At 61.1% G+C, this 21692-nt stretch carries 21 protein-coding genes and 1 pseudogene; 14 read left to right on the forward strand and 8 right to left on the reverse strand.

Annotation, left to right across the window (positions count from 1 at the left end; translation table 11 throughout):
- Positions 1 to 61: 61 nt before the first annotated feature.
- The 4 genes from QWI75_RS06780 to QWI75_RS06795 all read left to right on the forward strand — a co-directional run bounded on the left by QWI75_RS06780 (position 62) and on the right by QWI75_RS06795 (position 4503).
- Positions 62 to 2110, forward strand: coding sequence for an amylo-alpha-1,6-glucosidase (locus tag QWI75_RS06780; protein ID WP_289267940.1), 2049 nt, complete (start codon positions 62 to 64; stop codon positions 2108 to 2110).
- A gap of 146 nt (positions 2111 to 2256) precedes the next feature.
- Positions 2257 to 2619, forward strand: coding sequence for a hypothetical protein (locus tag QWI75_RS06785; RefSeq protein ID WP_289267941.1), 363 nt, complete (start codon positions 2257 to 2259; stop codon positions 2617 to 2619).
- A 529-nt stretch (positions 2620 to 3148) separates the two neighbouring features.
- Complete coding sequence (locus QWI75_RS06790) at positions 3149 to 3649, forward strand: hypothetical protein (protein ID WP_289267942.1); 501 nt, start codon at positions 3149 to 3151, stop codon at positions 3647 to 3649.
- The gene (locus QWI75_RS06795) at positions 3646 to 4503 is read left to right on the forward strand and encodes an MIP/aquaporin family protein (protein WP_289267943.1); all 858 of its coding nucleotides are present in this window, start codon (positions 3646 to 3648) and stop codon (positions 4501 to 4503) included. The genes QWI75_RS06790 and QWI75_RS06795 overlap by 4 nt, the downstream gene beginning before the upstream one ends.
- 203 nt (positions 4504 to 4706) lie before the next feature.
- On the opposite strand, the gene QWI75_RS06800 is transcribed toward QWI75_RS06795, so the two are convergent.
- The 3 genes from QWI75_RS06800 to QWI75_RS06810 form a co-directional block, all read right to left on the reverse strand.
- Entirely contained in the window at positions 4707 to 5477 is a 771-nt protein-coding gene (locus QWI75_RS06800; RefSeq protein WP_289267944.1) for a molybdopterin-binding protein, read from the reverse strand.
- Positions 5455 to 6381: a cytochrome b/b6 domain-containing protein gene (locus QWI75_RS06805; RefSeq protein ID WP_289267945.1), complete on the reverse strand. Its 927-nt coding sequence runs from the start codon at positions 6379 to 6381 to the stop codon at positions 5455 to 5457. Before QWI75_RS06805 ends, QWI75_RS06800 begins: the two co-directional genes overlap by 23 nt.
- 170 nt (positions 6382 to 6551) lie before the next feature.
- Positions 6552 to 6875 carry a hypothetical protein gene (locus tag QWI75_RS06810; protein ID WP_289267946.1) on the reverse strand — a complete coding sequence of 108 codons (324 nt, stop codon included), beginning with the start codon at positions 6873 to 6875 and terminating at the stop codon, positions 6552 to 6554.
- A 355-nt stretch (positions 6876 to 7230) separates the two neighbouring features.
- On the opposite strand from QWI75_RS06810, the gene QWI75_RS06815 reads away from it, so the two are divergent.
- From QWI75_RS06815 to QWI75_RS06830, 5 genes and pseudogenes are all read left to right on the forward strand, one after another.
- On the forward strand, positions 7231 to 7740 hold the full coding sequence (locus QWI75_RS06815; RefSeq protein ID WP_289267947.1) for a hypothetical protein: 510 nt from the start codon (positions 7231 to 7233) through the stop codon (positions 7738 to 7740).
- Positions 7741 to 7827: 87 nt separating this feature from the next.
- Positions 7828 to 8322: a GlcG/HbpS family heme-binding protein gene (locus tag QWI75_RS06820; RefSeq protein ID WP_289267948.1), complete on the forward strand. Its 495-nt coding sequence runs from the start codon at positions 7828 to 7830 to the stop codon at positions 8320 to 8322.
- A 65-nt stretch (positions 8323 to 8387) separates the two neighbouring features.
- Positions 8388 to 8837: pseudogene (locus QWI75_RS22710) on the forward strand (GlcG/HbpS family heme-binding protein); the annotation flags it as partial.
- 153 nt (positions 8838 to 8990) lie between these two features.
- The gene (locus QWI75_RS22715; RefSeq protein WP_370693624.1) at positions 8991 to 9272 is read left to right on the forward strand and encodes a cupin domain-containing protein; all 282 of its coding nucleotides are present in this window, start codon (positions 8991 to 8993) and stop codon (positions 9270 to 9272) included.
- A 129-nt stretch (positions 9273 to 9401) separates the two neighbouring features.
- A complete protein-coding gene (locus QWI75_RS06830; protein ID WP_289267950.1) occupies positions 9402 to 11051 on the forward strand; it encodes an SMP-30/gluconolactonase/LRE family protein in 1650 nt (549 codons plus the stop codon).
- Here the strand turns inward: QWI75_RS06830 and QWI75_RS06835 are convergent.
- Positions 11046 to 11957 (reverse strand): hydrogen peroxide-inducible genes activator, encoded by a 912-nt coding sequence (locus tag QWI75_RS06835; RefSeq protein WP_289267951.1) that lies wholly within the window; start codon positions 11955 to 11957, stop codon positions 11046 to 11048. The two genes, QWI75_RS06830 and QWI75_RS06835, sit on opposite strands and share 6 nt — an antisense overlap.
- 135 nt (positions 11958 to 12092) lie before the next feature.
- On the opposite strand from QWI75_RS06835, the gene QWI75_RS06840 reads away from it, so the two are divergent.
- The 3 genes from QWI75_RS06840 (at position 12093) to QWI75_RS06850 (ending at position 14180) form a co-directional block, all read left to right on the forward strand.
- On the forward strand, positions 12093 to 12452 hold the full coding sequence (locus QWI75_RS06840; protein WP_289267952.1) for a hypothetical protein: 360 nt from the start codon (positions 12093 to 12095) through the stop codon (positions 12450 to 12452).
- 110 nt (positions 12453 to 12562) lie between these two features.
- On the forward strand, positions 12563 to 13582 hold the full coding sequence (locus QWI75_RS06845) for an SMP-30/gluconolactonase/LRE family protein (RefSeq protein WP_289267953.1): 1020 nt from the start codon (positions 12563 to 12565) through the stop codon (positions 13580 to 13582).
- Positions 13583 to 13925: 343 nt separating this feature from the next.
- Positions 13926 to 14180, forward strand: a complete 255-nt coding sequence (locus QWI75_RS06850) for a hypothetical protein (RefSeq protein ID WP_289267954.1) — start codon at positions 13926 to 13928, stop codon at positions 14178 to 14180.
- A gap of 251 nt (positions 14181 to 14431) precedes the next feature.
- On the opposite strand, the gene QWI75_RS06855 is transcribed toward QWI75_RS06850, so the two are convergent.
- Both QWI75_RS06855 and QWI75_RS06860 read right to left on the reverse strand, forming a co-directional pair.
- The gene (locus QWI75_RS06855) at positions 14432 to 17047 is read right to left on the reverse strand and encodes an ATP-binding protein (RefSeq protein WP_289267955.1); all 2616 of its coding nucleotides are present in this window, start codon (positions 17045 to 17047) and stop codon (positions 14432 to 14434) included.
- 224 nt (positions 17048 to 17271) lie between these two features.
- Positions 17272 to 18129 carry a GNAT family N-acetyltransferase gene (locus QWI75_RS06860; protein ID WP_289267956.1) on the reverse strand — a complete coding sequence of 286 codons (858 nt, stop codon included), beginning with the start codon at positions 18127 to 18129 and terminating at the stop codon, positions 17272 to 17274.
- 218 nt (positions 18130 to 18347) lie between these two features.
- Here QWI75_RS06860 and QWI75_RS06865 point away from each other — a divergent pair, with 218 nt between their 5' ends.
- Complete coding sequence (locus QWI75_RS06865) at positions 18348 to 18776, forward strand: hypothetical protein (RefSeq protein WP_289267957.1); 429 nt, start codon at positions 18348 to 18350, stop codon at positions 18774 to 18776.
- 100 nt (positions 18777 to 18876) lie between these two features.
- Here the strand turns inward: QWI75_RS06865 and QWI75_RS06870 are convergent, their stop codons facing one another.
- Both QWI75_RS06870 and QWI75_RS06875 read right to left on the reverse strand, forming a co-directional pair.
- Positions 18877 to 19995 carry an ATP-binding response regulator gene (locus tag QWI75_RS06870; protein ID WP_289267958.1) on the reverse strand — a complete coding sequence of 373 codons (1119 nt, stop codon included), beginning with the start codon at positions 19993 to 19995 and terminating at the stop codon, positions 18877 to 18879.
- Positions 19996 to 20264: 269 nt separating this feature from the next.
- Positions 20265 to 20897 carry a helix-turn-helix transcriptional regulator gene (locus QWI75_RS06875; protein WP_289267959.1) on the reverse strand — a complete coding sequence of 211 codons (633 nt, stop codon included), beginning with the start codon at positions 20895 to 20897 and terminating at the stop codon, positions 20265 to 20267.
- A gap of 151 nt (positions 20898 to 21048) precedes the next feature.
- Between QWI75_RS06875 and QWI75_RS06880 the strand changes: the two genes are divergently transcribed.
- Positions 21049 to 21687: a hypothetical protein gene (locus QWI75_RS06880; protein ID WP_289267960.1), complete on the forward strand. Its 639-nt coding sequence runs from the start codon at positions 21049 to 21051 to the stop codon at positions 21685 to 21687.
- The last annotated feature ends 5 nt before the right edge of the window (positions 21688 to 21692 follow it).

A 21692-nucleotide genomic window follows, 5' to 3' on the forward strand; every position in this document is an offset into this window, starting at 1 on the left:
TCGCACTCAGCATTCATGAAGACATCCTTATTCAGCCTCAGCGCGACGGGAAGGTGAGCGGATGAAGACCGGGCGAATCGCAGCCGTAGACTGCCAAGACCTCCAACGCGCGCTCAGCCTTGAATGGCTTGAACCGAACGGCCTCGGCGGGTTCGCCTCCGGAACGGTCGCGGGACCGAATACGAGACGGTACCATGCTCTCCTGTTGACCGCTCGGAGACCGCCGGTCGATCGAGTCGTGCTCGTCAACCATCTTGAAGAATGGGCGGAGGTTGGTGAGAGCCACCTGCCTCTATCATCCACGCTCTATCCAGGGGCCGTGTATCCCGAGGGGTATCGATTCTGTTCAGGTTTCATCTCAGATCCCTGGCCGACCTGGACCTATGAGGTCGCCGGGATTCGAATGACCAGGGAAATTGTTGGTATCCGGGGAAGAGATCTGGTCGTGGTCCGTTGGCGGGTGGCTGAGGGCTCTCGGAACGTCGTTCTCAAGGTGCGCCCGATGCTGTCGGGCCGCGATTACCATGCGACACACCATGCCAATTCGGCGCTGCAATCGGAGGCGCAGGCGGAGAAAGGACTGGTGTCATGGCGTCCTTATTCGGATCTCCCCGCGGTCCACGCGCACCATGGCGGCGAATATTCCCATCAGCCGGAGTGGTTTTACCGGGTGCAGTTTCCGGTTGAGCAAACGCGCGGCCTCGACGGGGAGGAGGATTGGTGGTCGCCGGGCGAGTTCCGCTTGGACTTGCGCGAAACCGGTCAGGCATGGCTGGCGTTCACCACCGAGCCGGTCGGCGCATTGGAGATGCCGGAGTTGCTGGAGGCCGAACGCCGCCGCCGCGAGTTGGTGGCGAGCGAAGCACCGGCCGGCGATGATTTGGTGAGACGGCTGTGGCGCGCCACGGAGGCCTTCATCTCCGCACGAGGCGAGCAACAGACGGTCATCGCAGGCTATCCCTGGTTTACCGATTGGGGACGGGACGCCTTCATTTCGTTGCCTGGCCTCTGCTTGGTGACGGGGCGGTATGGCACAGCGCGACAGGTCTTGCAGGCCTTTGCCGACCATATTTCACAGGGGATGATCCCGAATCGGTTTCCCGACGCCGGCGAGCAGCCGGAGTACAACACGGTCGATGCTTCCCTCTGGTACGTGCATGCGGCGGACCGCTATCTCTTCTACTCCAAGGACGAGGAGTTCGTCCGGCTCGTGGCCTGGCCGGGGGTCAAGCAGATCATCGACGGCTATCGAACCGGGACGAGGTACGGGATCAGAATGGACGCGGATGGACTGATCACCGGAGGGGCGCCGGGAGTCCAGCTCACCTGGATGGATGCGAAGGTGGGCGATTGGGTCGTGACCCCGCGAAGCGGCAAACCGGTCGAGATCCAGGCCCTCTGGGTCCGGGCGCTTGAAATAGGCGCGTGGTTGGGGACGAAGTTCGACGAGCCGGAGTTCGCCGCTTGCTGTCGCCGGGACTGTGCGCTGGCGAGCAGATCGTTCCGGTCCAGGTTTTGGTACGAGGAGGGCGGGTATCTCTACGATGTGGTCGACGGCGAAGGTGGAGACGACGCCTCGCTGAGACCAAACCAAATTTACGCGGTGGCCTTGACCGGCAAACTCTTGACCAAGGAGCAACAACGGCGCGTCGTGCGCATCGTCCAGGAGCGTTTGCTGACCCCGGTCGGGCTTCGCACGCTTGCCACGCACCATCCGCAGTATCGCCCCCATTATGAAGGAGGGGTCGTCGAGCGAGACGGAGCGTACCATCAAGGGACCGTCTGGCCCTTTCTGCTCGGTCCCTTCGTCACCGCCTGGATGAACGTGTATGGTCGGAACGAGGGGACGAGGCGGCAGGGCCGGAAGCTGCTCCAGGGCTTGGAGCAACATCTGGAGGAATGCTGCCTCGGTCAAGTCTCGGAAATCTTCGATGCAGACCCGCCGCATCTACCTCGGGGCTGTGTGGCCCAGGCCTGGTCGGTGGCTGAACCATTGCGGGCGCTGCTCGAAGACCTGTCGCCATCCCGGGCGACCAGACCGATCACGCGCAAGCCAGCCGCGGGCACCGCCCGAGCGCGAACGGCCACCCGGCGGTCCCGCCGATCCTAGCTGATCCAGTTCTTACTGCAACCAGGCAATCGTGGTCGTGTGCCGGCGTCCATGAGGCCGGTCGCCGATAATGGCTCTTGCGCCTGCCGTCAGGATGTGATACTCAGAAAAGCCTCACAAGTTGATCTCAATCCCCAGGCGAGCTTATGGCACGCAGCAGAATTCCGAAATCGGAATGGTGGTTGGTGTTGGCGCTGTGTTTCTCAGCGGGATGCCAAACTTCCTCGTCCTCTACGCCCGGGCCCGCGATTGATCCCTCTCAGTTCGATCACCTCTGGAAGGCCTATACGCGTTGCATGACCAGCCGGGATTTGGATACAGCCCGCCGGCAGGCGGATCTGCTCCACCAGGCGGTGTTGCACGAGTCAGACCGTACGACCTTTCTTCCCTCCACGCTTGATCGGTATGTTGAAAAGCCTCCGACGCGGCTTGCGGCGGATCCCCGTGAACTGGCGACGGCCTGTCGATCTCATGTTACCAAGATCGAGCATGCTCAGGTGCAGCCGTAGGGAACGCCCAGCCCCAGCATCCAATCGGTTGTGTTGTCCCTGCCCGCACCAGTCTCCGGTCCTGAAGGAATCAGGTGCTCCAGCCTCGCCGGGCGGCGCGATGCCCTCTGTAAGCATTCGGTTGCCGGCGAGACCAATCGCCATCAGAACCGGAGGAGGTTTCGATGCGTTGTGATCAGTGCCGCCAAGCTATGATCCCAGACCCGCCATTCAACAGTGTTGACGAACACCTCACGCTGCGCGTGACCCGGTGGCATTGCGCCGGGTGCGGCGAGGTCGTGGAAGAAATCCTCTGTGAGCCGGCGGGAGAGGCCGACCGTCCTCGGCGGATGCGCTACCCGGTACGGGAATGGACGGGCTGTGACCGTCCCGTTGCCGGGCGATTACGGACCGGGCGTCGAAAACCGCTCTCCCTTGCCGCGTAGTGCCGCCAGCCGTCTCACTCGCTTCATCTCTTGTCCCTCCCAGCATAGGCTCCTATGACTTTGTAAGAACGTTCCGGCAATTTCGACTCCCCGGCATGAGACTGATGCTGCTCCTCCTCGGTTTGTCTTGTGCCGGCTGCCAGATCCCGACTGCCACGCCGGACCAGGATCGGGCCATGACCAGCCTGTGGCACCGGCATCAGGTCTGCCGGACAACCCAGGACCGCGACCATCTGCGCCGGTTGTCCGATGAATTGCATCGCGCGGCCTTGGAAGAGCAGCCGGCTCTCGCGGCCATTCCGTGGCTACTGCGCTCGCTGGTCGCGGTGCCGCCGGTTCGAACAGCGATCGATCCCAAGGCGGTCGCGGCGACCTGCTTGGCTCGGGCCGGCTCGCTGGCCCACACCGCCGGTGATAGGCATGAAGTGGAGCGAGTCGTCCGCGTGATTGCCGAGCACTACGCCGAACCGGACTATGCCTTCTATCTCGATCTGGCTCAGGGGCAGGTGAGAAACCTTAGTGAGGAGGTCGGCTATTCCCCCGTTGGGCCAGCCTCAGTCAGCCGGCCGCGCGTTGCCCATCGAACCCAGGAGCACATGAGATGAACGGGACGACCGAGGTTGTCCCTGATCTGGCCGTCCGCCCGTCCGGATCAGCCACGGCACCGTCAGTTGGTCGGATGGTGTGCCAACATTGGCCCGAGTACCTCATGGAGGCAGCCGGGCTGGGGCTCTTCATGATCTCGGCAGCCGCAGTCACGAGCCTGCTGGAGTATCCCGGCTCGCCGTTTCACCAGGCACTTCCCGATCCGATCGCCCGCCGCGTCCTGATCGGCCTGGCTATGGGACTGACCGCGATCGGAATCATCTATTCCCCCTGGGGCAAACAGTCCGGCGCCCATTTGAATCCGGCGGTGACCCTGACGTTCATGAGGCTGGGGAAAGTGCGGCCGACAGACGCGGCCTTCTATATTCTGGCCCAGTTTGTCGGAGGATGGCTGGGTCTTGCGTTGGCAGCATTGGTCGGTGGGACGTACCTCGCCGATCCGGCGGTGAATTATGTGGTGACGGTTCCCGGCGATTCGGGGCCGATCGTCGCGTTTGCGGCAGAGACCGTGATCTCCTGTGGATTGATGCTCGCCGTGTTGACCCTCTCCAACCATAAGACCCTGGCCTCTTGGACGGGCGTCTGCGCCGGCTGTCTGGTCGCGCTGTATATTTCCCTGGAGGCGCCGCTGTCGGGCATGAGCATGAACCCGGCGCGCAGCTTGGCCTCGGCGATGGTCGCCCACCTGTTTTTCTCCCTGTGGGTCTATTTCGTCGCGCCGTTATCGGGAATGTTGGCGGCTGCCGCGCTGTTCACGTGGGTACATCAAGCAGATGAAGAATTGGCCTGTCCCAAGCTGCACCATGCCAACCGCCGGCGCTGCATCTTCTGCGGCAAGCCAGGCGGCGCATAAGGTGCTAACGTGAAGCCGATATGTGTGTCGCGCAGGATCCTCAAAAGGGCGAGGGGACGACAATCGTGATTCGTCAATCGTCAACCGTGACGGTGTTCGAAGCCCGGTATTATGTTTTCCTTGCCCCAGACGACTGACGCTTGACGCATGATGAGAGCTTGGGACGCCGCGATCACCCGCCAGACGGGCCTTTCAGCATCCTGTCAGATGCCCGCGTACCATTCGTACCCTTGGTCCTCCCAGTAGCCACCCTTGCCCCCACCGAAGCCGGCCAGGCTGTCGGTCACTTCCAGTCCCATCAGGTACTTCGCGTGCTTGTATCCGAGTTGTCGCTCGAAGCGGAGCCGGAGCGGCGCGCCATGAGGGACGTCCAAGGGCCGGTCGTTCATCTCATAGGCGAGAATGGTCTGCGGATGGTAGGCGTCTTCCAGCGCCATGCTCTCGTAATAGGGCACGTTGTCCTCGTCCAGATCGGCGCAATGGAACAGGATATAGCTGGCGGACGGTTGTGGTTGCACCTGTTCCATGATCTCCCGCAAGGGGACGCCCGTCCATTTGCCGATCGCGCTCCAGCCTTCGACACAGTCGTGTCGCGTGATTTGCGTGCGGGAGGGCAGCGCCCTCAATTCCTCCAGGGAAAAGCTGACAGGCCTCTCCACCAGCCCGGTCACCATCAGCCTCCAGTCCCTGAAATCATCGGCGGCGAGCGCATCGTAGAGCCGATTGTTGGGGTCGGTGTTGCCGTTGGCGGGAAAGACGGCCGACAGGTCGGCCTCCCGATATTCCTTGGCCATGGCCTGCTTCGGCGTGAGCGCCCGCTGGATATGGTCCGTCAGCCGTTCCGTCTTGCCCAGAAACCTGCGCACCCCCTCCTGGCCGGAAAGCCCGTCGCAGCCGGCAAGTGCAAAAACACCGGCTGCCTTGAGGCTGTGGGTGAGAAAGCGCCGCCGATCAAGTGGTGTGTCGAAGATCATGGATCTGCTCCTCTTCCGGAAGTCGATACCAGCCGGTGATCATGGAACGGAGATTGTTGACGAGTCCCGTGAGGATGACTTGCGAGACGTGGATGACGATGAAGCCGACGAAGGCAAAGCAGGCCAGGAAATGAAGGGTCCGGGCGCTTTGCCTGCCGCCGAAGAGGTCCAGCAACCAGGGCGCTGCCGCGTCGATTGTGGGCGACATGGTCAGGCCCGTCAGCACGATCAGGGGGCCCAGTCCCAGAATCACCGCCGCGTAGGCCAGCTTCTGAAGCACGTTGTAGTGCTTCGCGTCCTCGCTGGTCGGATGCTTCAGGCGTAGATGGTCTCGGACCGCGCGCCCGATCATGCGCAGGTCACGGCCCTGCGGGATCACGTCGCGGGTGAAGTGCCGGCTGAGCCATCCGTAAGCCCAGAAGATCAGACCGTTGACGACAAAGAGCCAGGCGAAGAACAGGTGCCACTGGCGGCCCATGGCGAGCCACTGCGGCCCGGGAATCGTGGCCCAGGCTGGAAAGCCACGCGCCCGGCCTCCCGAATAGCCGAGCAGGCCGGTTGTATCGAATTCATGCCCGAGAATGGTGGTGATGCCGCGGGGCTCCCCGGAATCGGACCTGACCGCCCGCATGGCCAAAAACGGTTCGTCACGGTCCGAACGATCGCCCCAATACAGGGCGGGATGCGCGTTGAAAATCTGAAGCCCGCTTCCGATCAAGACGAACAGGCAGGCGACATTCACCCAATGGCTGAGTCGCACCGGCGCTGTGTGGCGATAGGTGCGGCTGTCGGGCCGGGCCCGTGGCGTGGCCTGAACGGGGTCAGCCTGAGCCGCCCACTCCGCCGGTTCGATCTTGTCGATGCGAACGATCGTCTCAGTGTTGGGGTCCCCCGCGGTGGTCATCGCAGGTCCTCCTGCAGATGAGTCGGAGCGGGAGGACGGTTCTTACGGGGCCGGCGAAGGAGGGCTCCAGCAGAGAGGACGAACGGTCTTTGCGCAAGACAACAGGGCCTGCGAAGGCCGGATGCCTCCGCAGGCCGGTGCATGCCGAACAGGTCTCGGACTGGTTGCGACTACTGGACGATCACGGGCAGATCCTGCCTCATCCCCTCGCCCTCGTGCTTGAGTGCCTCGGCCGCTTCCTTGGCGCTGGAGTGGGCCTTCTGCTTCTTGGCTTTCATATGAGCCTTCATCTGCTTCTGATGGTCCTTGACGCGATCGGCGGCCTTGGCCGCCTTTTTCCTCTCGGCTGTGGCCGCCTCCTTCTTGTGTTTCTGCTCGGCCTTCATCCGCTCCTTCTTGGACTTGACCTCGCTCTTCATCTGCTCCTTCTGAGCCTGGATATTGTCCTGATGAGCCTTCATCTCGTCGGCCATCTGACCCATTTCTGGCGCCATAGGGGTTCCAAGGTCCATGGGCTCATCAGCGAGAGCCAGCGAGCCAAATCCAAACAGACACGACAGTGCCACGACGGGGATTGCAACGTGACGCATCGACAACCTCCTCCAATGTGAATGGGAACTCGCAGGCGCCGGGAACCGCCGCCTCCAGTACAGATAGCCCAAGGCCGAACCGCCCACAATGAATTTCATGAATCGTGCGGATGAACGGGGCATCACAGTGCTGGATCTCCAGTGTGGCAACTGTAAGGACGGGGGTGGGCTGCGGACTACAGGGGCGTCATGGGCGAGTCGGGCACGGAGGTGCAGGGCTCGCGAGACGAACCGACACACTCACACAAGGAGGAGATCCATGCGTAAGGACCGTATCTCGACAATGGGTTCCGTGGCGGCCTGTGCAGCCGTCTGTGCCTTCACCTTGATGGGCGCCGTGCCTGCGTTTGCCGCCGACGCGCATACCACCTCGAAATTCGAAGGGGCCAAGGCCAACAGCGGAACGGCCACGCACGGCCGGCAGGGGAACCAGGACACCTTGACCTGGTCGGAGGACTTCAAGATTCCGGACACGCCGGCTCCCCACTGGCAGGTCGTGGATTCCAAGGGCAATGTCTATCTGCTCAACCGCCTGAAGATCAAAGGCGGCCTATTGGGCGGCGAGAAGGAGAACCGCACGATCACGATTCCACCCTACGTGCATGACGTGGCGAAGGTCCAGATCTGGTGTGCCTGGGCCGAGGCGCTGCTCGGCGAGGCGTCCTTTCCCAAGCCGATCGCGATGGCCGGCTTTGAGAACGGCATGCGGGCCGAGGGCGGCATGAAGCATGACAGCATGAAGCACGACGGCATGGCGATGGGACGGTGATACCGCCTTCAACCGGCTGGGATGGGGGAAAGATCGAACCGTCCCAGCCGGATCAATGGACGTGATGCTGTGAGAAGGAGAATGGCCATGAAACTGATGCTACAGCTCGTCCTGGCAAGTACCACGGTCCTCGGTGCGCTCTCGGTGCAGGCGCAGGTGATCGAGAAAAGGACGCTATCGCTTGAGGGAGCCAAGAAGATCGTCGCCGCGGCGGAGACTCGGGCGAAAGCGGAAGGGGCCAGGGTCGTGATCGCGGTGGTGGATGACGGAGGAAGCCTGTTGCTGCTCGAACGGCTGGACGATACGCAGGTTGCCAGCGTGAACGTGGGCATCGACAAGGCACGGACCGCCGCCATCTTCCGGCGACCGAGCAAAGTCTTCGAAGATCAGGTGCGCGACGGTCGCGTGGCGGCTCTGGCCCTGCATGGAGCTGTACCGTTGCAAGGGGGCGTGCCGATCATCGTCGAAGGCAAGGTGATCGGCGCGATCGGAGTTAGCGGCGAAACGCCGCAGCAGGACGAAGCGATTGCCAAGGCGGGGGCGGCGGTCGCGGGGTCATTTTTGAAATCCGATGATAAATGAGAAGTGAAAGAGGAGAGAGGAGAGTCGTCATGAAGTACCTCAACGCGGCAACAGGAGCACTGCTGATGGTCATGGTGGGTTCGACCGCTCATGCCGAATCGGTAGCCGACAGACGAGGGCTGACTCTCGAAGGGGCCAAAAAAGTCATCGCTGCCGCGAGGGCCGAAGCCAGCCGCCTCAAGGCGCCGGGTGGCTCCATCGCCGTCGTGGATGACGGCGGCAACCTTCTGGCCTTGGAGCGCTTGGACCAAACCTTTGCGGCGAGCGCGAATATCGCGATCGGCAAGGCGCGGACCGCCGCGCTCTTCAAGAAGCCGACCAAGGCCTTCGAGGAGGCCATCAAGAGCGGGCGGACGTCGATGGTGACGTTGGGGGGCGATCTTCAGAATTTCACCCCGCTTCAAGGCGGCATTCCGCTCGAATGGGAAGGGAAGGTAGTCGGCGCGATCGGGGTGAGCGGCGCGGCCAGCGCGCAGCAAGATGAAGACCTCGCGATGGCTGGCGCGCAATCATTGGAATCAATGGACCTCGCAAGAGACAAGATAGGTGAAACGCAGACTCCGCTGCCCGTCACCTATATCGAAAGCCGGCAGGTCTCCGCCGCGTTTCGAAACGGAGCCGTGCTGGTGGGCGAGGACGAAACGATGATGCACGCGGCCCGGAACTATATGGTGCATGCCAGCCATCGCGACAGGCCCGGCTTGGTGGAGATCCATGAGCTCGACACGGACATCGTCTATGTCCTGGAAGGGACCGCCACGTTGGTGACCGGTGGGGAGCCGGTCGGGACGAAACCGATCGCGCCGCACGAGCTTCGCGGCAGCTCGGTCACAGGCGGGGAGACCAGGCGGTTGGTGCCGGGCGACGTGGTCATCATCCCCAACGGGGTCCCTCATTGGTTCAAGGAAGTGTCGGCGCCGTTCAACTATTACGTGGTCAAAGTAAGGTAAGGCCGCGTCAGTCGTCATTGGTCAGTCGTCAAGCGGGTAGAGTTGGCGTGTCAGCACTCCGTTGTCTGGTGAAAATTCATGCGGCGGTTGACGAATGGTGCTTGACGAATGACGAGGGCGGAGGAAGCTATGCAAGTTGGGATCGGACTGTTGATCAGTCTTCTATTGATCTTGATGGATGCGACATCCAGCTCACCGGCCCTGGCCGTCCCGCAGGTGCTGGATCAGAAGCCGGATGCGGTGATCGACCTGATGGCGCAGGAAGGCGTGACGCTGGTGAAGGGCCGGTGGCGGTACAGCGACACGAAAATCATCGAGGTCGATCATCACAGGGTCGGAGCTGATCTCGGTCCCAGCGGACCGCCGAATCGGACCTACGATCTGATTCCCCATGCGGGCGTGGCGGACTTCGACGATTCGGGGTGGCAGGAGATCGACGCGCCGGACCTGGAAGCCCGGCGTTCGACGGGCCGGCTCTGCTTCAATTGGTACCGCATCGCCGTGACCATTCCCGATCGGATCGGGAACTTCGATCCGACCGGTTCGACCATGGTTTTTGAGATCGTGATCGACGATTACGCCGAAGTCTGGGTGAACGGGACCTTGCCGCTCGTGCTCGGCCAAACCGGAGGACAGGTGATCAAGGGCTTCAACGCGCCGAATCGAGTGGTCGTGACGCGCCGGGCCAGGCCAGGCGATCGCATTCAGCTTGCGGTGCTGGGCGCCAACGGCCCCCTCTCCAAACCGCCGGGCAACTTCATCTGGGTCCGGTCGGCCTCCCTCGACTTCTATGCCCAGTCCCGCTTCGAATCGGCGCGCGAGCGCGTGGGCGGCATCGTCCGGGTCGACCCGGCGCTGGACCAGGTGATCTCTTCGACGGCCGTCGTGGAAAAACTCGCGGGAGGTTTCTCGTTCACGGAGGGGCCGGTATGGGTGCCGGGGAAGGACGGCGTCGAGGGATATCTGCTCTTCAGCGTGCCCAATGACAACCTCATTTATCGGATGACGGCCGATGGGGATGTCTCCGTGTTTCGCACCAAGAGCGGGTATGCGGGGTTCGATATCGGCGAATATCACCAGCCCGGTTCCAACGGGCTCACGCTCGATCGGCAAGGGCGGCTGACGATCAACCAGCATGGCAACCGGCGCGTCATTCGTGTCGAGCCCCACGGCGACATCACGGTTCTGGCGGATCGCTACCAGGGCAGGCGGCTCAACAGCCCGAACGATCTGGTCTATAAGTCGGACGGGTCGCTCTATTTCACCGATCCGCCGTTCGGGCTCCCGAAGGTCTTCGACGATCCGCGCAAGGAGTTGCCGTTCAGCGGGGTCTATCGGGTCGCCAACGGCAAGATCGACCTGGTGACCGACGATCTGGATGCGCCCAACGGCATCGCCTTCTCGACGGACGAACGATTTCTCTATGTCAACAACTGGAACCAGAAGAAGAAGGTCATCATGCGCTACGACGTGCAGCCGGACGGCCGGCTGTCGAATGGCCGCGTGTTCTTCGACATGACCACCGCTCCGGGCGAGGATGCACTGGACGGGATGAAAGTCGATATGAAGGGAAACGTCTATTGCACGGGTCCCGGCGGTCTCTGGATCATCTCGCCGGAAGGACGGCACCTCGGGACCATCACGTTCCCGGAGAATCCCCACAACCTGGCCTGGGGCGACGATGACGGAAAGACGCTGTACATCACCGCCGTCTCCGGCATCTACAAGATTCGGACGCATGTCGCCGGCGTACGGCCTGGTCCGCAGGCCGGTTCATGACGATGTGACCGGAGTTAGTCCGGGAATCTTCAGCGATTGCACGGCATCACGGAGCACCTCCAGCGCGGCAGGCCTGGTGAATCCCGTTCGCCAGGCCATCCCGATGCGGCGCTGCGGCATCGGTTCGGCGAAACTCACCACGGCCAGGCGTTTGTTCTGGTGCTTCGCCGTGAGTGCGCTGCTGGGCATGACGGTGATGCCCAGACCGGACACGACCATCTGCCTGATCGTCTCCAACGAATTTCCCTGAATGCCCTCCATGTCCGACCGGCTCAGCTCCGGACAACTGTCCAACACCTGCTGGCGGAAGCAATGGCCCGCATGAGGCAACAACACCTGCTCGCGTGAGAGCTGCTCCGCATTGATGCGGGTTTTCTTCGCCCAAGGATGGGTGACCGGCACCACCGCCTTGAACGGCTCGTCGTAGAGCGGCTGCGTAACGATGGCCGATTCCTCGAACGGCAACGCGATCAGGATGACATCTAGCCTGCCGCTCTTGAGCATGCGGGAGAGGTTCGCGGTCAGATTCTCTTCGATCTCCAGCGGCATCTTCGGCGCTCGCTTGTGGAGGGTCGCGACCAGGTCCGGCAGGATGTAGGGGCCGACGGTCGCGATCACGCCGAGCCGCAACGGCCCGACTAACTGATCCTTCCCCTGCGCGGCGATGATCGTAATCCGCTCCGCCTCCTCCAGGACGCGCTGCGCCTGTTGCACGATCTGCTCGCCCAACGGGGTGAGCGTCACCTCGTGCTTCTTCCGTTCGAAGATCGCGGTGCCCAATTCCTCCTCCAGCTTCTGAATGGCCACACTCAGGGCCGGTTGAGTGATGAAACAGCGTTCAGCCGCTCGTCCGAAGTGGCGCTCCTGCGCGACCGCGACGATGTAGCGAAGTTCGGTGAGGGTCATGATCGTGCGATAAGAATAATAAATGATGGATGCATGAACAATCAATTTTACTGATGATATCTCAGGCATTACAGTGAGCACATGGGATAGGGCTCACGAAGATCAAGAAGGATAAGGATAAAAAGGAGGGACGACATGAAACAGCACGGGATCATCAATCGCACAATCATCGGCCTGGGGTTGGGCATGGTGCTCTGCAGCGGCGCCTCAGCTTGGGAGGGGGATTCGAAGAACCTTGGCACCACTCAGCGGTTCAGGGGCGTGGAGCAGGGGCAAAGGGCCGTTCCACAGGTCACCGCGAAGCAGGCGGCGCCAGGTACCTCCATGCGCTTTGCCGTCATGCCGCGGGCATCCGAAGCCTCCAAGGATGTCGTTGTACCAGCGGGGAGCACGATGCGGTTTGCCTCCCCCATTTCTGGTGGAGCCGATCACGCTGTGCGGCGCGGCATGGTTGATGCGAAGGAGGATGGAGGGGCGAAGGGCATGTTCAATTGACGGTGGGCGATCCGGGCGTCGACGAGGGGATGAATCAGGATGGAGGCTCGAAGTCGCGACCCGTAAGGAAGCGGAGTCCTCGGTGACTGACGGGCAGGGAGGGTTTCCTGATGTTCTTGTCGGGCGCGTCCTGGTCTCTCTTCGTCACGACCCTTGTCTGCCTGGCGCTCCTGGTTCCTCTGACTGATGCGTCAGAAATCGTCACGGCTCAGATTCGGTCGCTGGACCCGCGCTTCGACCGGCTCGTTCCACCGGACGCCAAGCTCGAAAGAATTGCCGGCGGGTTCACGTGGGTGGAGGGGCCGGTGTGGAATAAGGAAGGCGGCTTCTTGCTCTTTTCCGACATTCCGGCCAACAGGGTCTACAAGTGGAAGTCCGGCGAGGGAGTCAGCGTCTATCTTGAACGCAGCGGCTATAGCGGAGTCGCGCCGTTCACCGGAAAGGAACCGGGTTCCAACGGTCTGACGTTCGACCGAGACGGGCGGCTGGTGCTCTGCCGGCACGGCGACCGGCAGATCGCGAGACTCGAACAGGACGGCCGGCTGACGGTGTTGGCCGACCACTATGACGGCCATCGGTTCAACAGCCCGAACGATCTAGTCTTCAAGTCCAACGGTGCACTCTATTTCACTGATCCGCCGTTTGGCTTGCCCAAGGCCTTTGACGACCCGGTGAAGGCGCCGGTGCAGGGCCTGTATCGCCTCTCGACGGACGGGGTGGTGACGCTGCTGATCAGCGATATTACTGCGCCAAACGGCCTCGCTTTCTCGCCGGATGAACAGACCCTCTATGTGTCCGACGTCGATCCCAAACGGGCCGCTTGGTTGGCCTACGATGTTCGCCCGGACGGCACGGTCACGAACGGGCGTGTCTTCTTCGACGCCACCCGTTGGCGAACGGATCCGTTCTTCGGGCCGGACGGATTCAAAGTCGATGAACATGGCCATCTCTTTGGCGCGAGGCCGGGAGGGATCAGCGTGATCGCGCCCGACGGCATGTTGCTCGGCACCATCGAAACCGGTCGACCGACCTCCAACGTGGCCTGGGGCGAGGATGGCCGCACGTTATTCATCACCGGTGCCGATTCCGTCTATCGGATCAGGCTCACCACCAAAGGCGCCGGGTACTGACCAGGTGCACCTGTAGAATTTTTCCTCAGACCAGTCGCAATAAGTCCGGTCGTCAGCATCCGCCGACGTATCGGATTCGATACAGGCGTATCAAAAACACCAAAGGGTGAGACCTGGATCGAAACGGAGAAAAGCTGGCAACAAAGGGAAACTTATGTGAAAGATCAAGCTGTACGAAGAGACTGATTGGTAGAGGCCAGGCTGGCACTAAGCTTGCTCAATTTAGAGGCACAGGAACCGATAGAGGAGGAGCAACCCGAGAGGAGGGTTCGGAACGTAGAGAGGGTAGGACGTCAACGGGGAGAGCTGAGCAACAGCAAGACGCTTCCAAGGAGGGTGCACCATGATGCCGAGCATGATGGAACGCGATGCCAGCCGGAATTCCGATAAGGTGACAGGAAGGACCTCCCAGCCACCCCGTGCCCTCACCTATGACGAAAGCAAGGCCGCCGAGGCGGCGTTTCGTGGCGATCCCTTTAATCCCTCCTGGTCGGCCTCGGCTCAGAAGATTTATGACGGGATCTTGGCGGCGATGGGCAAGCGGGAGTTGGAGCAGGTCCATGAGTCTGAGTTTCAGGCCGAATGTATCGGCGGGTGATTGAGGGCGCAGGAGGGATTCCAATCCGAGGATCCAGTTGATCGTGTGTGCCTCCTGCCGGTCGTCCCTCCGATTCCTGCATGGGCCTCACGCCACCTGTCAATGATGTTCCCTGCCGCACTGCCAACCAGAGGTCGTGTTTAGCCCGCATTATTCATGACGGTTCGTCGCGGTGCACCTGTTGCAGATCGACTCATTGATCGTCTGTTGCAATAAGCCTAGGCAGCAGAAGCGTTCATGAATAATGCGGGTTAGGCCGGCTCCACGGGCATCGGCGTTTCAACCGCAGTCTGTGGGTCTGGGCGATGAGCCAGAGGAATTGTAAAGTAAAAGCGGCTACCCTGCTCCGGCGCGCTCTCCACCCAAATACGGCCCTGATGCAACTCCACAAAATGTTTCACGATGGCCAGCCCCAGTCCCGCTCCTCGCGCCTCTCCTCGTGAAGCCGTACCTCGATAGAATTTGTCGAACACATGCGGCAGTTCGTCCGGCAGAATGCCGCAACCCGTATCGCTGACGCAGATCTGAGCGAAATCGGCCCCGTCCGCGGTCACGTCCAGGCACACGTCTCCACCTGAGGGTGTGAACTTACAGGCATTCTGAATGAGGTTGGTCATGACCTGTGTGAGCTTGTCCGGATCGCCTTGGACCAGGAGGCCCCTGTTCTGCATGGTTGACCGAAGCCGGAGCGACTTCTCGCGGGCCAGCGGCTGCAGGCTATCCATCAGCGAGTCCACGAGATCCGCGACGGCGATGGTGTTGGATTGGAAGGGCAGCGTTCCGGCCTCGATCTTGGACAGGTCAAGCAGGTCGTTGATCATGCGGACCAGGCGGCCGATGTTCATATTGATCCGATCGAGAGATCGGCGTTGTTTCTCTGTGAGCGGTCCACCGATGCCCTCCAATAGGTTATCGACGAAGCCGCCGATTGCAGTCAGCGGGGTCCGCAGGTCGTGGGACACGATCGAGACAAACTCCGACTTCCTGAGGCTTGCTTCGCGAAGCTCCGCATTGGCCGCTTCGAGCTTTGCATAGAGGTCTTGCAGTTGAGCGGTCCTCGCTTCCAACTCCCGTTCCTGGCGATGGATGCGCAACTGGTTCTTGACCCGGGCCACCAGTTCCTCCTCATTGAAGGGCTTGCAGACGTAGTCGTCCGCGCCAGCCTCCAGACTCTCCACCCGCGCCTCCGTCCCCGCCCTGGCCGTGAGCAGAATGACGGGGATCGTCCGGAGCGCGTCGTCGGCCCGCATCGCCCGCAAGAGATCGTGCCCGCTCATGACCGGCATCATGATGTCCGCCAGCACCAAGGCTGGTCGAAGCCGCCGGACCTTCTCCAATGCCTCGGCTCCGTCGCAGGCTGGGACCACGTGACAGTCGTCCGCCAGCAATCGCATGAGGTAGGCTCGCATGTCCGCGTGGTCATCAACCACGAGAATAAGCGGACGGTCCACGGGCGCGGTCTCATCCGCTGACCGGTCGCGTTGGCCGGCTCGGTCGCCCGCCTCCGGCACCGGCAACTCCAGCATGTCCTCCTCTCCGACCGGCAGGACGTCCTCCGGCCGGACCTCTCCACGGGGCAGGGTGATGGTAAAGGTCGATCCTTGGCCGAGACTGCTCCGGACGCCGATGTCTCCTCCGTGCAGGGTCACGATCTCCTTTGCCAAAGCCAATCCGATCCCGCTTCCTTCAAACCGCCTGGTCGCTTCGCCTTCAACTTGTGTAAATCGGTCGAAAATACGTTCGAACTGGTTCTCGGGAATGCCGATGCCGTTGTCGCGGATCTCGATCGAAATGCGCTGCTCTTCCGGCGCCAAGCGGATCCAGACCTTGCCCTCCTCCGGGTCGCTGAACTTGAACGCGTTCGCCAGGAGGTTATAGATCACTTTAGTCATCTTGCGAACATCGAGGTTGGCCGGAATAAGTTGCGAAGTTCCTTCTATGAAGATCCGCTGCCGCTCCGAGGATTCAAAATTGGCGGCCACGTTCTTGACCAGCGACACCAGATCCACGCAGACGGTTCTCAGGTTGGCCCGTCCGCTCTCGAACCGGGCCAACTCCAGCAGCTCATTGATCAGAAACAAGAGGCGTGAAGTGTTCCGCAGCCCGGATTGGACGACCGCAAGGGTTTCCGGGGACAACGACGATTTGGAGAGAGCCCTGAAAGCTCCCAGGCTGACCGTGAGCGGTGTGCGAAACTCGTGGCTGATATTGGCGAAGAATTGATCTTTCAGCCGATCCAGCTCAAGCAGCTTGCGATGCGAGATCTCGAGTTCCTCGCGGGCCCGCCGTTCCGAGAGCCGCGCCTGGAATTCGGCGGCTTGCAGCTTCTCGTAGAGAGAGACTGAAAAGAGGCAAGCCACGCAGGTCCAGACCAGGAAGAAGGAGTTCTGAACGGCGGCGGCCTCCGCTCCGGGCGGGAGGGGGCCCAGAAAATTGATGCCGTAGTAGTAGACCAGGGTCACGATCTGGGCCGACAGATGGCTGAGCCACGAGAACGGCACGATCACAGCGGCCGCAAGCAACACGAGGTTCAAGCCGCTGTAATAGGGAGATGGGAAGCCCCCTAAACTCACCGTCATATGCGCCACGCAGACATTGGCAATGACCACCCAGGCGATGAGAGGCACTCGCGGGTTGACCGCGGTCCGGCGCCGCACGAATAACAGGAACATGCCGAGCAGACCGGTTTGGAGAAGCACTCGGAGAGTCAGCAGTGTCGGCCAATGATCTCGATAGAACAGGAGATCGGATAACAGGAATACAGGATTGGCCACAAGGCCGAGATAGTACAGGGTGCGGAGACGGTCTCTCGCGAAGGTATGACGCCATTCTTCGTATAGGCTGAGATCGTCGGCCTCAGCATGCATGAGCGTGCTTTCGAAATGGTCCGATGCCGTCCGGTCGAAATGAGAGCCGTGAAGACGACAGAAACGGGACGGACATGGAGTCCCCCCGGTGAGTTGAAGCGCCGCAAGCGTACCGGGCACCGCCCCGGCTGTCAACAGCCGGTCATGCGAAATACTGGTATTTCAGCCGGAGAGGTTCTTCTTTGCCAAATCCGTCGTTATTTCACTTTGGTCTTATCCGGCGGTCAGTACAGGACCGAAGGGAGAAAGGCCCCCAGCGGTTTCTGGTAGAGGCCTTGGCTCATCAAGGTCATCGGCTGGACCACGCGCAGGCCTTGCTCAAGGCACCAACGGAACAGCTCGGCGTTCCTGGTGGGAAGTAGGAACCCTGGTCCGAGAAAGGCCGGGGCTGCGCCGATCAGCGCCTTCAGCTCTTCATTTGTCCGGCCGACCACGTGGCCGAAAAACCCGATAGAGGTGGCATAACCCGTCAGACGACCGTCATGTTCCACGACCATGGCCGTATCTTGCTTGATCGCGTCGAGCAATTCGCGGGCGCGATCGTGGCCATGGACCTGACGGCAGAGGCGATTACAGGCCTCTAGATCCCCCTCCGTCGCCTTCCGGACGACATAGCCCGGCAAAGTCAGCTTCAGCGCAGGACCCTGCATGGTGGAAAGTGGCTCGCGCGCATCGAAGCCCAGCTTGGTGTACATCGAGAGCGAGCGGTTGTGATAGGCGGCCTGCACCAACCGCACGCCCGCGAACCGTTGTGTATGCGCCCGGTCCAGCACATGCTCCATTAACCGGCGGCCGATCGACCCGTTCTGGACGGACGGATGGACCGTAATCGGACCGACTCCGGCGATGACAGCATGCTCCCAGAGGAAGTTGCTGCCGACAATGCGACCATCGACCTCCGCGATGACCGAATAGACGTCCGCTCGCGACAAGATGGAGTTCAGGAGACCCACCGCGATGTCCGGAGAAGGGAAGTCCGGGGGAAAATTATGCTGCTCGGCGATGGCCTTGAACGATTCGAAACAGATCAAGCCGCAGGATTGGGCATCCTCGGCTGTTCCCGACCGGAATCTCACCTGCATGATCGGCGCCTCCTCGTGAATCGACTCCTGTTCGGATGATCCGAATGAACGCGACAGCGACGACAGGCTACGTTTCAGGATGGATGATGTCAACAGGACATCGCGGGCTCCGCGGCCCTCCTTGCTCTGCCAGGCGGCAAACCGTTAAGGTAGCAGAGAATGAGGCGGCTCATTGCAGTTGGTATGCATTGATGAACGGGAACAACGGAAAGGAAGTCATGATGACCTTACACAGACGGACCCTGGCGGTTCTGGGAATGTTGGCGATGCTGGTGCTGGGCGGGCCGGCATGGAGCGCTGAGCAAGGGAATCTTCCGGATCTCGACAAGTTTATCCGCGCGCGGATCGACATCGGCGAGATGATGACGAATTATTTCAAAGACCGCGGCGGAATGTCGTTTGGAGAGGGCGGTAGACCGTCGCCGGAACAAATGCGCGACATGCGGGAAGACATCAATGCCCGCCTGGCGAAGGTGCTTGAACCCTATGGCCTGACGGCGGAGGAATATCGAAGCCGGAGCCGGGAGGTACTGGGAGATGAAACTGCGGTCCGGGAGTATCTCGACCAACACCCGGATCTCAAGAAGCGCTACGAGGCCTTGCCGATGGACCGAATGGGCCGAAGCGGAAGCGGGCGCGGGTATTAGCGGCGGACCGGCGTGAAAACCGGCATGCCATGGTAGGAGCGAGCAGGCCGCTGCGCACAGTGAAACGGTACTGGCTGGCTGACTTTCGCTCACTTTCCTTTCACACGGACCCTGCGGATTTCTCTGAGACGGGCGACAGGTGGATGGGGAGGCGGATGACAAACGTCGTGCCCTTTCCCTCTTGGCTTTCCACGGAAATCTGCCCTCCGTGAGCATCGACCGCGTCCTTGACGATCTTCGTGCCCAACCCCGTTCCGCCGGCTTTCCGGCTCAGGACGCGGGTTGTGAACAGACTGTCGCGGATCGCGGGTGGCATGCCCCTGCCTGTATCTTGCACGGTGAGCACGATGGACCTGCCTGCTGTGTCGAGGCTACCGCGGATCGTGATGGAGCCGCGCGGAGGAACCTCCGGAACAGCATTGTGAACCAGGTTGTAGAGTGCTGAATAGAGCCGCTGCTCGTCGGCCATGATCGGCGGCAAGTTGTCGAGCCCTTCCATCCGAAGCGCAATCTGCTTCTGATCCAACAGTACCTGCAAGGATGTCGCAACGCTGTCAGCAACCTTCACAAGGTGGCAGGACTCGAACCTCTGCGGCGCGCGGGTGGCTGCGACATAATCCGCAATCCCCTTCATCCGACCCTGAATGCGCTCGGACGTATTTCGCAACATCTGGATCACTTCGTCGCACACCTGGTGACTGGCCTGGGCTCGGACCGCTTCGATCTCGGGCAGTTTCTTGAACAGCTCGTCGAGTTCCCCCGCGAGCAGGTCCGTGCCCGTGACAAGCGGCATTAGGAGATTCTTGACGTCATGACTGATCTCTCCCAGCAGCCTGGTAATCTCGCTTTTCAATCCATTGCGCTCCAGCGCCTTGGCAATGATGGAGTCCAGGTGGCCGGATTCGAACGGCTTGGTGAGGAAATCGGCAGCCCCTTCCTTCATGGCCTCCACGGCCAGCCCGATGGTGCCGTGCGCAGTCAGGATGATGACCGGCAGGTCCGGCCAGCGCCGCCTGATCTGCTTGAGGGCTTCAATGCCGCTCATGCGCGGCATTTCCATGTCGAGGAAGACGAGGTCGGCCGGTTGCGACTCCAGCGCGGTCAGGGCGGCTTGCCCATCGTCGGCGGAGGTCACGTCATGCCCCAACCAACTGAGCCGGTCCGAGAGGCTCAAGACAATATCCGGCTCATCATCGGCGACAAGGATACGAATGCCCATGGTTCTCCTTCAGGCGAACCCGAAGAAGCCAGCACCGCTCGCCATGTGTCTGCCGCAAGCGAGAAGGAAGAAGATGACGAAGGAAAACGGAGAGGCCATGCTGAATGCCTCACCCCGTGCAGGACATTCACACCGTGAGAATGGGGGACAGGCTACTCGTCGGAGACGAAGGAGTCAACGGGATGTTGGGGAAATGCATGTATTTTGAGAGACAGGAGGCCGCGCGCTGCGAGCGGGATGACATCAGCAGCGATTGTACATTGAATCGGTCAGGTGTGCTTAAATTTGAATCGGCAGACATGCCCGCCCCGGACAATGCATTCGTCATGCACGACGGGGCGCCCGACGAAGGTCGAGAGCAGGGCGAGATCAAAATGGCAGATCTCGGGAAAGCGAGCGGCGAGTTGGTGAAAGACACAATTCGTGGCCTCGATCATCGGAAGCTGGCGACCCGATAACTCCGTCGCCTTCGCTTCATACCCTAACTCCTGCATGACAGCCGCCAGGTGCTTCACCCGTTCGGTAGGATTCTCCGGTAGACGGTGAGCGGCCTGCATCTGTGTCCCGACTTGATTGCCCAACCTCTCGAATCGCGCGATCAGCGCGTCCTCTCCTTTCTCGGTCCTGAGCGAATCCAATAACAATTCCGAGAACCACGAATATTTGCGCGGAAAGCTCTCGTTGCCGGCGGTGCTCAGGACATACAATTGTTCCGGCCTTCCCCCCGTGGCTTGCGTCGCGCCTTTGATCACGAGGCCTTCCGCCTCAAGGGAGGTCAGGTGCTGCCGCACGGCATTCCGCGAGACGTGCAGGCGGCCTGCCAGCTCCTCTACAGTGAGGCCTGTTTTCCGTTCCAAGAGCAACCGTAAGAGCTGCTCCCGGCGAGTGGCTTGAGGGTGCATCCAAGAATTTCCTCGTCCGAAATATACAGAAAGGACTGCGCAAATGTCTATTACAACACTTATAACATATATTACTTGACAAATGGTGTGTTCGCGACTACTCTGCGCATTCTCAAGCATCGAGGTGTCCTTTCAACCCAGGAGGTTTCTCATGACTCGTGTGATCCGTTCACTGTCTGCACTCGTATTGGTTCTCATGTCGGTGGCCTGTACACACAGCCCCCAGGCGGCCACGCCATCGGCGGCACCCTCGGCCAAGGTAGCGGATACCAAAGCGGCGCTCCGCGACCTGTGGCTCGGACACATCTTGGCCATACGTAACGTGGCAGTCGCGACGATGGACAAGAATCCCGCGGCCCGAGAGGTCGCTGAAAAGGGCGTGGTGACTAATGCCGAACAGATCGCCCGGTCGGTGGAGCCGTTCTATGGCAAGCCGGCGTCGGACAAACTCTTCACCTTGTTGGCCGGTCACTACGGAGCGATTCGCGATCATTTGGACGCGACAGTTGCGGGCAATCCCACCCAGCAAGATGCGGCCATGAAGCAACTCACCGCCAATGCCGGTGAAATCGCCACATTCCTGAGCGGAGCCAATCCCTATCTGCCGAAGGATACGGTGCTCGGATTGCTCATGGCCCATGCGGCCCATCACATCACGCAATTCCAACAGTTGAAGGCCGGCGAGTATGCGCGGGAAGCCGAGACCTGGAACGGCATGAAGCAACACATCTATGTCGTGGCTGATGCGTTGACCGGCGCCCTGGCCAAGCAGTTTCCAAACAAGTTCTGAGGGAG

It is taken from the genome of Nitrospira tepida (assembly GCF_947241125.1).
Taxonomy (GTDB): domain Bacteria; phylum Nitrospirota; class Nitrospiria; order Nitrospirales; family Nitrospiraceae; genus Nitrospira_G; species Nitrospira_G tepida.

Excerpts from the sequence above, each read along its gene's own strand:
- QWI75_RS06835 (WP_289267951.1), bottom strand. The coding sequence starts at position 11,957 with ATGACCCTCACCGAACTTCGCTACATCGTCGCGGTCGCGCAGGAGCGC.
- QWI75_RS06805 (WP_289267945.1), bottom strand. The coding sequence starts at position 6,381 with ATGACCACCGCGGGGGACCCCAACACTGAGACGATCGTTCGCATCGAC.
- QWI75_RS06840 (WP_289267952.1), top strand. The coding sequence starts at position 12,093 with ATGAAACAGCACGGGATCATCAATCGCACAATCATCGGCCTGGGGTTG.
- QWI75_RS06845 (WP_289267953.1), top strand. The coding sequence starts at position 12,563 with ATGTTCTTGTCGGGCGCGTCCTGGTCTCTCTTCGTCACGACCCTTGTC.
- QWI75_RS06850 (WP_289267954.1), top strand. The coding sequence starts at position 13,926 with ATGATGCCGAGCATGATGGAACGCGATGCCAGCCGGAATTCCGATAAG.
- QWI75_RS06875 (WP_289267959.1), bottom strand. The coding sequence starts at position 20,897 with ATGCACCCTCAAGCCACTCGCCGGGAGCAGCTCTTACGGTTGCTCTTG.
- QWI75_RS22715 (WP_370693624.1), top strand. The coding sequence starts at position 8,991 with ATGGTGCATGCCAGCCATCGCGACAGGCCCGGCTTGGTGGAGATCCAT.
- QWI75_RS06870 (WP_289267958.1), bottom strand. The coding sequence starts at position 19,995 with ATGGGCATTCGTATCCTTGTCGCCGATGATGAGCCGGATATTGTCTTG.
- QWI75_RS06810 (WP_289267946.1), bottom strand. The coding sequence starts at position 6,875 with ATGGCGCCAGAAATGGGTCAGATGGCCGACGAGATGAAGGCTCATCAG.
- QWI75_RS06795 (WP_289267943.1), top strand. The coding sequence starts at position 3,646 with ATGAACGGGACGACCGAGGTTGTCCCTGATCTGGCCGTCCGCCCGTCC.
- QWI75_RS06865 (WP_289267957.1), top strand. The coding sequence starts at position 18,348 with ATGATGACCTTACACAGACGGACCCTGGCGGTTCTGGGAATGTTGGCG.
- QWI75_RS06855 (WP_289267955.1), bottom strand. The coding sequence starts at position 17,047 with ATGCATGCTGAGGCCGACGATCTCAGCCTATACGAAGAATGGCGTCAT.
- QWI75_RS06815 (WP_289267947.1), top strand. The coding sequence starts at position 7,231 with ATGCGTAAGGACCGTATCTCGACAATGGGTTCCGTGGCGGCCTGTGCA.
- QWI75_RS06800 (WP_289267944.1), bottom strand. The coding sequence starts at position 5,477 with ATGATCTTCGACACACCACTTGATCGGCGGCGCTTTCTCACCCACAGC.
- QWI75_RS06820 (WP_289267948.1), top strand. The coding sequence starts at position 7,828 with ATGAAACTGATGCTACAGCTCGTCCTGGCAAGTACCACGGTCCTCGGT.
- QWI75_RS06780 (WP_289267940.1), top strand. The coding sequence starts at position 62 with ATGAAGACCGGGCGAATCGCAGCCGTAGACTGCCAAGACCTCCAACGC.
- QWI75_RS06880 (WP_289267960.1), top strand. The coding sequence starts at position 21,049 with ATGACTCGTGTGATCCGTTCACTGTCTGCACTCGTATTGGTTCTCATG.
- QWI75_RS06860 (WP_289267956.1), bottom strand. The coding sequence starts at position 18,129 with ATGCAGGTGAGATTCCGGTCGGGAACAGCCGAGGATGCCCAATCCTGC.
- QWI75_RS06790 (WP_289267942.1), top strand. The coding sequence starts at position 3,149 with ATGCTGCTCCTCCTCGGTTTGTCTTGTGCCGGCTGCCAGATCCCGACT.
- QWI75_RS06785 (WP_289267941.1), top strand. The coding sequence starts at position 2,257 with ATGGCACGCAGCAGAATTCCGAAATCGGAATGGTGGTTGGTGTTGGCG.
- QWI75_RS06830 (WP_289267950.1), top strand. The coding sequence starts at position 9,402 with ATGCAAGTTGGGATCGGACTGTTGATCAGTCTTCTATTGATCTTGATG.